Below are 7,955 nucleotides of genomic sequence, written 5' to 3'. Positions count from 1 at the left end.
GTCCGCCGCGGCTTACCCCCCCGATGAAACGCGGGGAGCGACATGCACCCCCCCCCGGCCCAGCGGACGGCCACTACGCCGTCCGCGGTGCGGGAGACCCTGGAATGCCGCCCCGAAGCCGCCGCGCACGCACGACATCTCACCAGCACCTTTCTGGAAGGCCTGCGTCCGGCGCCCGATCAGGGCGCCGCCGACGCGGTGATGCTGGTCGTCTCGGAGCTGGTCACCAATGCCGTACGGCACTCGGGCGGCCGGTTCTGCTCGCTGCGCGTGTCGGCCGACCCCGAGGCCATCACCATCGCTGTCAGCGATGCCAGCCGCGTACCACCGCACCGGCGCACTCCGGACGTCCGCGGCGAGCGCGGCGGGTTCGGCTGGCCGATGATCAGCGGCATGGCCACGGCCACGACCGTCAGCGAGGAGCCGGGGGGCAAGACCGTGAGCGCGATCATCGCCCGAAGAGGACGGGTGTCGAGGCGTACCACCGCCGCCCCGACACCGGGTTGACCTGCTCCGTGCCCCCGCGTGACGTCATCGCCCCCTACCCCGTGCCGTTCCAGCCCGTCCCCGCCCGCGCGCGGTCGACGGCCACGGCGATCCCGTCCAGGACGCGTTCGAGGCCGAAGACGAAGTCATGGTCGGTCGCCGGATCGTCGTACGCCCCGTCGGGCGCCGCCTCGAACAGGCCCGACGAGAACAGCAGCGCCACCTGCGGAAAGCGGTCCGGGGTGATGAGCCGCGCCAGGGTCCTGCCGTAGGCCCGCTCGGTCTCCTCCTGACTCAGCCCCGTTTCGCTCCTGCCCTGCGCGTGTTCCTGGGACAGCAGGGAGGCGTGGCGCACATAGCCGCTGAGCAATGTCAGACTGCCGACCTTCGCGGCCCAGTCCAGCTCCGTGCCGCTCAGCGCGCTCAGGCCCGCTTCCATCCAGGCGATCTCATGAGGCCCCATCGGCGGCCCCGCGATGGGGAGGCGGGGGAGCCAGGGCCGGTCGTGGTGGACCAGCCGCTGAGCGACGGTCCACTGCCGTAGCCCCTCGCGCCACCGGTCCGGCGCGGTCTCGACCTCGGGCGGAGAGCCGAGCGCCAGGTCCCGCATGAGGACGAGGAGCTCGTCCTTGGATCCCACATGGCGGTAGAGGGACATCGGGGTGACGCCCAGCTCCTTCGCGATCTTCGGCAGCGTCGCGCCCGCCAGACCGTCGCGGTCCGCCAGTTCCACTCCCGTCCGCACCACGCGCTCGGTGTCGAGCGCGGCGGGCCGGCCGAGGCCCGAGGCCGGGACCGGGAGCCTCCACAGGCGGGCCAGCTCGGCGGGCGCCTCCTCCTGCTCGGCCGACATGGCGCTTCTCCTTCTCGTACCTCGGTTGCTCACCAGGTACATCATGGCCTATCGCTACTTAGTATCTAGCATATAGATTATTGCTTATACTAAGCTCGGGTGCCGAGGGCGCGCCCATGCCCCTTGCCCGTTGGGCCCTCATGTCAGGACGGAGAGAGATCCAGGTGACAGCCATAACGCAGTCCCATACCCCGGGCCCCGCACGGGGCCCTGTCCGCCGGACCGAACGGGCCCTGGCCCCCGATCTGGCGCGGGGCACCATGCTGCTGTTCATCGCGCTCGCGAACGCCGCGGTGGCCACCTTCGGCAACCAGCCGGGCGCCGAGGCGTCGCCACACGGCTGGGAACGCCCGTTCAACCTCGTCATGTTCGTCTTCGTGCACGCCCGCGCCTATCCGATGTTCGCCGTGATGTTCGGCTACGGGCTGGTGCAGCTCACCCGCCGACAGGACGCGGAGGGATCCGGGCCCGGCGCGGCCCGCTCGGTGCTGCTGAAGCGCAACGCATGGCTCATCGCCTTCGGCCTCGTCCATGCCGCACTGCTCAACTTCGGTGACTTCCTGGGGGCTTACGGCATCGTCGGCATCGTCTTCACCCTGCTGCTCCTGCGCCGCGGCGAACGAGTGCAGCGCGTCGTGCTGTGGCTGTGGGGCTGCACGGCGGTGTACGCCGCCGCCCTGGCGGCCGTGGCCGTGTACCGCGCCACGCACAGCGGCCCGGGGTCCGCCGCCGTGCCGACGGACGATGTCGATTCACTCTCGGCCCCCGACTACCTCACGTCCGTGGCCGACCGGCTCCGCGAGTGGCCGATCCACACCCTGACCGTGCTGGGGTTCATCGCGATCGTCTGGCTGGGCGCGTGGGCCGCGCGGCGTGGCGTCCTGGAGGACCCGGCCCGCCACCGGCGACTGCTGGTCCGCACCGCCGTGGTCGCACTCGGCGTAGCCTTCGCGGGCGGGGTCCCGATCGGCTTGGTCAGCGGCGGATTCGTGCATGTCGACGACGCCACCGCGGACGCGTTCGTGAGCCTGTACGAAGTGAGCGGCCAGTTCGGCGGTCCGGGATATGTGGCGCTCTTCGGGCTCCTCGCCCTGCGCCTGTCGAAGGCCCGCTCCGCCTCGCGGCGGAAGCTCCCCGTGGAGGCGCTGGCGGCGCTCGGCCAGCGGTCGCTGAGCGGCTATCTGTTCCAGTCCCTCGCGTGGGTGGTGCTGCTCTCCCCCTACGCGCTCGCGCTCGGAGAGCGGACCGGCAGCCCGACGCTCACCGCGTGCCTGAGCGCCGTCCTGGTCTGGCTCGCCACGGTGGCCGGGGCCCATCTCCTGCAGCGCAGGTCGCTTCCGGGGCCCGCCGAGAAGCTGCTGCGGAGGCTTACGTACGGCCCCCGATAGCCGGGCGGCGCCATGCGCACCGTGCACACGGCGACGCCGAAGGCCGACCGCCCCAGAGGCGACCGGCCTTCGGTGTTCAACCGCCGATGTTCAGACCACCTGCGTTCACCCGCTCGCGTTCAGCCGCCGATGTTCACATCGATGCAGGCGTAGAAGGCGTTGGCGGTGTCCGCGATGTTCCAGACCGCGAGGACCTTCTGCTTGCCCTTCAGGCCGCCGAAGTCCACCTGATGGGTGACGGTCTCGCCCGGCTGCGCACCGCCGTCGTCGACCTCCGCGACCTTCTGGCCACCGACGAAGTACTGCCAGGTGTTGGTCGAGTGACGTGCCGTCAGTTTCCAGGTGAAGTCGGCCTTGGACGGGATGGGCGTGACCGCCCAGCCCTTGCTGTCGTCGTCGAGTTCGGAGAACTTCCCATTGCCACCGCTGCAGCTCGTCAGCCCCTTGGGGCCTTCGACGCTCTGCGGCTCGTACTTGATGTCGCCACAGGGCACGGTCCCGGCCGCACACTGGGCCTGGCGGCTCGGCGGGGTGGAGATGTAGCCGTGCGCGCTGGCCTCGCTCGCGGGGAGGCTCAGAGCGATCAGGGGCGCTATCCCCGCGCCGACGACAACCGCCAACTTTCGTTTCATGTTCATGCCAACTCCTTCACGGCGAGGCCCCACGCCAGACGGGAAGTCCTTGCCGAAGGTGAGGATGTGGGGGGATGTGGGGGGTGGCTGCACGGAACGCTTCATGGGCCGCAAGGGGCGGCCGTGACTCAGCGCCGCACTAGGTCTAGACCATACCCTCTGTCCGTTCACGGTCAAGACATGTGACGGAAGTGGTCTGGTCCACTGCCATCCCCACACATGTCACCGCCCCGGCCCGGTCCCCGGGCCGGGGCACGCGACAGCCGGTGGCGGACGGTCAGGAGGAGAGGGCCGCCAGCCGTCGCCGGTCATGGGGAGACGAACGGCGGTCCAGCCGCTCCTCCAGGCGATCCCGGGCAGCCTCGCACCGGCCCGCGGACACCAGCGCGTACAGCAGGGTCTCCTCCACGACCTCACGCTGCGCGGCGCTGCCGCCCACCCCGGGAAGCCGTGGCAGGAGGCGCTCCAATCCGCGTGCCGCGTCCGTCCAGCGCTCTTCCAGGAGGTCCTCGAACGCCGCGCACAGCGGGGCGATGACCCGTCGCTGCACCTCGTCGGCGCGCAGGGCGTGGACCCGCAGCCGGCGCAGCCCCGGCAGGTCGTCCGCGGCGGTGAGGGCGACGGCGGAGTGCAGGGCGACGAACGCGGTGGCCGGACGCTCCAGGACGTCGGCGGGCGCCGTGTCGAGGACATCGCCGATCGGGAACGGGCCCTGCCACGCGCCCGCCAGCCGGGCGCGCCACAGCAGGGACCCGGAGTCGACCAGGGCGCGGACCCCGTACACCTTCCCCGGCGACAACTGCTCCGCCCACCGGCGGCGCAGCGCGGCCGTGTCCTCGAGGGCGAGTTCGTGCAGGGCGGCGTGCCAGGAGAAGTGGGCGCGGTGGGTTCCGCCGCGGCCCTGGTGGGCCAGCCAACGCTGAAGTCGCTCACGGCCCGCCTGGTGGTCGCCGGACTCGTAGTGCACATGGGCGAGGGCGTGCATGGCGTGGCCGGAGGCGGGTTCGGCGGCCAGGGCCCGCTCGGCCAGGACTCCGGCCTCGTCGTAACGCCCCTGCTCCTGGCGCAGGAAGGCGAGCAGAGAGGTGTGGAACCAGCCTTCGCCGTGTGCCGGGGCGGTGCGCTCGACCACGCGGAGCGCGGTGCTGCCGTCGAGATCGCGCAGACCGGAGAAGGCGATGGTGGGCACGGCGACGGCGAGCGCCAGTGCGTCACCCGGGTAGTCCTCCAGGTGGCGCAGGAGGGCGGCGTCGCCGTCCGCGGGCGGGTGCAGGACGCGGCGGGAGACGACGTCCACCAAGGAGCGCTCATAGTCATCGGCGCGCTCGCGCACCGCACGCCGGGCGTCGGCCAGGGCGCGGGAGACGTCCACGTCGGCCCCGCACTCATGGCCGATGAGCGCGAGCGCGGCGTGGCCGAGGGCGAATCCGGGGTCGAGCGCCACGGAGCGGCGGAGCGCCTGTGCGGCCCCGGTCCGGACCTTCAGCAGCCGGTCCACGCCGAGGCGGTAGGCGGTGGCGGCGGCCGCGTGGGTGCTGAGGGAGAAACCCGAGGTGTCCACGGGCCGTCGTGTCCGGCGCCGGGCGGGGCCGCCGGTGGCGGGGAGTGCGGGGGCCGTCCACGGGTCGAGGACGGCCTCGGCGACGGTGGCGGCCTGTACCCGGATCTCCGGGATGGCGGTGGTTTCCCACAACTCGCCACGGCGGGGCGCGCCGAGGGTCCACAGGGGGCGTGTGGTGCCGCCATCGGCACCGCGCAGCCGTCCGTGGTCGGTGGCGACGCCCATGCTGAGCGGGCCGGGCGTCGCGGCGCCCTGGTCGAGCAGGCTCCGCCACAGCGGGTCGGCCGTGTCGGAGAGCCGCAGGCCCGGCCCGGTACAGTCCACCACCCAGCCGACGGGCAGCGTGCGAGGGCCGTCGGGGGTGGTGAGGGAGACCGTCAGGGAGCCGTCGGGCCGGGCCGAGACGGAGGCGAGCCGCCCCTGGTACGTCCGCATCCGCCGGGTGCGGCGCATGCGCCCGACCGCCTCGGCGGTGGCCGGGGGCATGCGGTGGCGGTGGGTGTTCCACAACGAGCCGTCCCGTGCCACGAACTCGGCTCGCTCCGCGATGGACATCGACGCCCAGATCTCGGCCGTGACCGGGCGCAGCCCGTCCACCGCGGGCCGCCAGTCGCCGTGGGTGCGCATGACGCGGCCGATGTGCCGACGTACCGCGGCCCGCAGCGCGGCCAGGGAAAGGCCGTGCAGTGGGGTCGCACACGTGGCGGCGGGCAGCGGATCCACCGCATGCGCCTGCGGCAGCCTTCCGCCACGGGAGGCGCTGTGCACCGTGCGGCCGGGGCGGTCGAGCGTCATGGCGATGTCCACCGCGGTCAGCCCGGTGCCGACGAGGAGTACATCCTCCTTCTGCCCGTCCTGGAGGGCGGCGTCCAGGGCGCCCGGCGCCCAGGGGTCGGCGATGAAGCGGTCGTTGCCACGCAGGTCCTCGGGGGCCCAGGCGGAGGTGGCGCGGGACGGCCCGGTGGCCAGCACCACGCACCGCGCCTGGACGGTACGGCCGTCGGCGAGCTCCAGCCGGGCCCGCGGGTCCCCGCCGGGGAGAGTGGTCCAGTGGCAGCCGGTGGCCCGGGTGCGCAGTCGGCGGACGGTGACGACGCCCTGGGCGGCCATGATGGCTCGGCCGAGGGTGTCGGCGAGGTAGGCGCCGTAGCGGTAGCGCTCCGCGAAGTCGCCACTCCGCACGCCCGGTTCGCCGTGGTGGCACAGCCACCGCACGAAGTGTCCGGGATCGTCGGGGTAGCAGCTCATCCTGCCCGCCGGGACATTGAGGCGATGGCGCGGGTCGAGGGTGGAGTAGGCGACGCCGCGGCCGGCCTCCGGGGCCGGGTCGATCAGCAGGAGTTCGAACGGGACACGGCGGCGTGCCGCCGTCTCGCAGAGCTGGATCGCCACCAGCGCGCCGGCGGCCCCCGCCCCCACGACGGCGACGGTCCTCGTACACGGCTCTGACGTGCTACACGGCTCTGGCGATGCCATGTGATACCTCCTGCTTACCCGGAACCGGCGGCGGAGCAGAACCGATGCCCCGCTCACGCAACCGGTACCGTAGCCATCTAAGTTCACCAATTCAATGAACTTGGTGAACTCATGGCGGAACAACGCCGCGACCTTGACCGCCACCAGGGTGGATGCCCAAGCCGGTGGTATGGGGCCCGGCCCCATGAAACGGACGTGCGTGATAACTTTCCCTGGTGCGGATCACAGCCAAGTCGGACTACGCCGTCCGGGCGATGGCCGAACTGGCGGCCGCGGAGGGCTCACCCCTGACCGCCGAGCAGGTGGCGACCCGGCAGGACATTCCCCTGCGTTTCCTCTTCGGCATCCTGCGCGAGCTGCGCCTGGCCCATCTGGTGCGCAGTGTGCGGGGCCCGGAAGGCGGATATCTGCTGGCCCGCCCGGCGAAGGAGATCACCCTCGCCGACGCGATCCGCGCCATCGACGGCCCGCTGGCCAACGTACGGGACGTGGGCCTCAGTGGTCTGGAGTACCCCGGAGCGGCGGCGGTGCTGCCCGATGTGTGGCGCGCGGTGCGGGCGAGTCTGCGGCAGGTGCTGGAGAAGACCACCTTCGCGGATCTGGCCGCCGGGAAACTGCCCCCGCTGGTCCAGGAGCGGGCGCGCGAATACCTCGACGACGTCCGCCACTACGACACCTGACGGGCCGGGGCCGACAGCGTCGGCGCCGCACCAATCCACCGCTCCCGGGCCCGAGTTGGGCGTTGGCGCGGCGGGGAAGAAATCGGTCGCCCGGCGGGCCGCGCCCTGCTAGCTTGCGGCTGTGGATCTCTTCTCACGCTCGTGGACAGCGTTGCGCACGGCGGTAGCCGAGCTCCCGGACGAGGACTTCGCACGGCCCTCCGGCTGTGCCGGCTGGCTCGTCCGGGATCTGGTGTGCCACCTGGTCATCGACGCCCAGGACGTCCTGATCACCCTGGTGACCCCCACCGACGCGGAACCGACGCGCGACGCGGTGACCTACTGGGAGGTGGCCGATACGCCACCGACCGGCGACGACCCGCTCGACGCGCTGATCGTCCGGCTGGCCGCCGCGTACGAGGACCCGTGGCTGCTGAAGTTCCACCTCGACGACTTGGGCTCCGCCGCCGGGCGCGCGGCCGAGCTCGCCGACCCGGCCCTGCGGGTCAGCACCCGCGATGTGGTGCTCACCGCGGGCGACTACCTCTCCGCGTACGTCATGGAGTGGACCCTGCACCATCTCGACCTGATCGCCCACCGCCCGGGCGCGGCGGACCCTCCCGCCGAGAGCCTCGCCGGGGCGCGCGAGATGCTGGAGAGGATCGCCGGGGCGGCGTTCCCCGCGTCGTGGTCCGACAAGGACACGCTGCTGGTCGGCACCGGGCGACGGGCCCCGACCGCCGGGGAACAGGCCGACCTGGGCGAACTGGCCACGAAGCTCCCGCTCGTCCTCGGATAGCCCCGCGCCCACCCGCCGGAGGGCGCGGGGCCCCGCGCTGGGGGCAGGGGGTGCCCCCGGCCGCCGCGTTGCCCGGATGGGGGTAGGCGGCCCACAAGTGG

The 7,955-nt window shown here is 72.6% G+C and carries 7 protein-coding genes; 4 read left to right on the top strand and 3 right to left on the bottom strand.

Annotation, left to right across the window (positions count from 1 at the left end; genetic code table 11):
- Positions 1-42: 42 nt before the first annotated feature.
- Positions 43-507 (top strand): ATP-binding protein, encoded by a 465-nt coding sequence (locus tag ACFXB5_RS14435; RefSeq protein WP_385206928.1) that lies wholly within the window; start codon positions 43-45, stop codon positions 505-507.
- Positions 508-541: 34 nt separating this feature from the next.
- Here the strand turns inward: ACFXB5_RS14435 and ACFXB5_RS14430 are convergent, their stop codons facing one another.
- Positions 542-1,339, bottom strand: a complete 798-nt coding sequence (locus ACFXB5_RS14430; RefSeq protein ID WP_385206925.1) for a TetR/AcrR family transcriptional regulator — start codon at positions 1,337-1,339, stop codon at positions 542-544.
- 164 nt (positions 1,340-1,503) lie between these two features.
- Here ACFXB5_RS14430 and ACFXB5_RS14425 point away from each other — a divergent pair, with 164 nt between their 5' ends.
- Positions 1,504-2,727 (top strand): DUF418 domain-containing protein, encoded by a 1,224-nt coding sequence (locus tag ACFXB5_RS14425; protein WP_385206923.1) that lies wholly within the window; start codon positions 1,504-1,506, stop codon positions 2,725-2,727.
- A gap of 119 nt (positions 2,728-2,846) precedes the next feature.
- Here the strand turns inward: ACFXB5_RS14425 and ACFXB5_RS14420 are convergent, their stop codons facing one another.
- Entirely contained in the window at positions 2,847-3,365 is a 519-nt protein-coding gene (locus tag ACFXB5_RS14420; protein WP_385206921.1) for a lytic polysaccharide monooxygenase auxiliary activity family 9 protein, read from the bottom strand.
- A gap of 271 nt (positions 3,366-3,636) precedes the next feature.
- Entirely contained in the window at positions 3,637-6,396 is a 2,760-nt protein-coding gene (locus ACFXB5_RS14415; protein ID WP_385206918.1) for an FAD/NAD(P)-binding protein, read from the bottom strand.
- A gap of 215 nt (positions 6,397-6,611) precedes the next feature.
- Between ACFXB5_RS14415 and ACFXB5_RS14410 the strand changes: the two genes are divergently transcribed.
- On the top strand, positions 6,612-7,076 hold the full coding sequence (locus ACFXB5_RS14410) for an Rrf2 family transcriptional regulator (RefSeq protein ID WP_191065045.1): 465 nt from the start codon (positions 6,612-6,614) through the stop codon (positions 7,074-7,076).
- Between the two features lie 121 nt (positions 7,077-7,197).
- Entirely contained in the window at positions 7,198-7,854 is a 657-nt protein-coding gene (locus ACFXB5_RS14405) for a maleylpyruvate isomerase N-terminal domain-containing protein (RefSeq protein WP_385206915.1), read from the top strand.
- The last annotated feature ends 101 nt before the right edge of the window (positions 7,855-7,955 follow it).

This window comes from Streptomyces sp. NPDC059455 (assembly GCF_042750115.1).
GTDB lineage: Bacteria > Actinomycetota > Actinomycetes > Streptomycetales > Streptomycetaceae > Streptomyces > Streptomyces endocoffeicus.
Note: the sequence above shows the minus strand (reverse complement) of the source record. Positions and strands in the feature narration are given on the sequence as shown.

Excerpts from the sequence above, each read along its gene's own strand:
- ACFXB5_RS14435 (WP_385206928.1), top strand. The coding sequence starts at position 43 with ATGCACCCCCCCCCGGCCCAGCGGACGGCCACTACGCCGTCCGCGGTG.
- ACFXB5_RS14430 (WP_385206925.1), bottom strand. The coding sequence starts at position 1,339 with ATGTCGGCCGAGCAGGAGGAGGCGCCCGCCGAGCTGGCCCGCCTGTGG.
- ACFXB5_RS14420 (WP_385206921.1), bottom strand. The coding sequence starts at position 3,365 with ATGAACATGAAACGAAAGTTGGCGGTTGTCGTCGGCGCGGGGATAGCG.
- ACFXB5_RS14415 (WP_385206918.1), bottom strand. The coding sequence starts at position 6,396 with ATGGCATCGCCAGAGCCGTGTAGCACGTCAGAGCCGTGTACGAGGACC.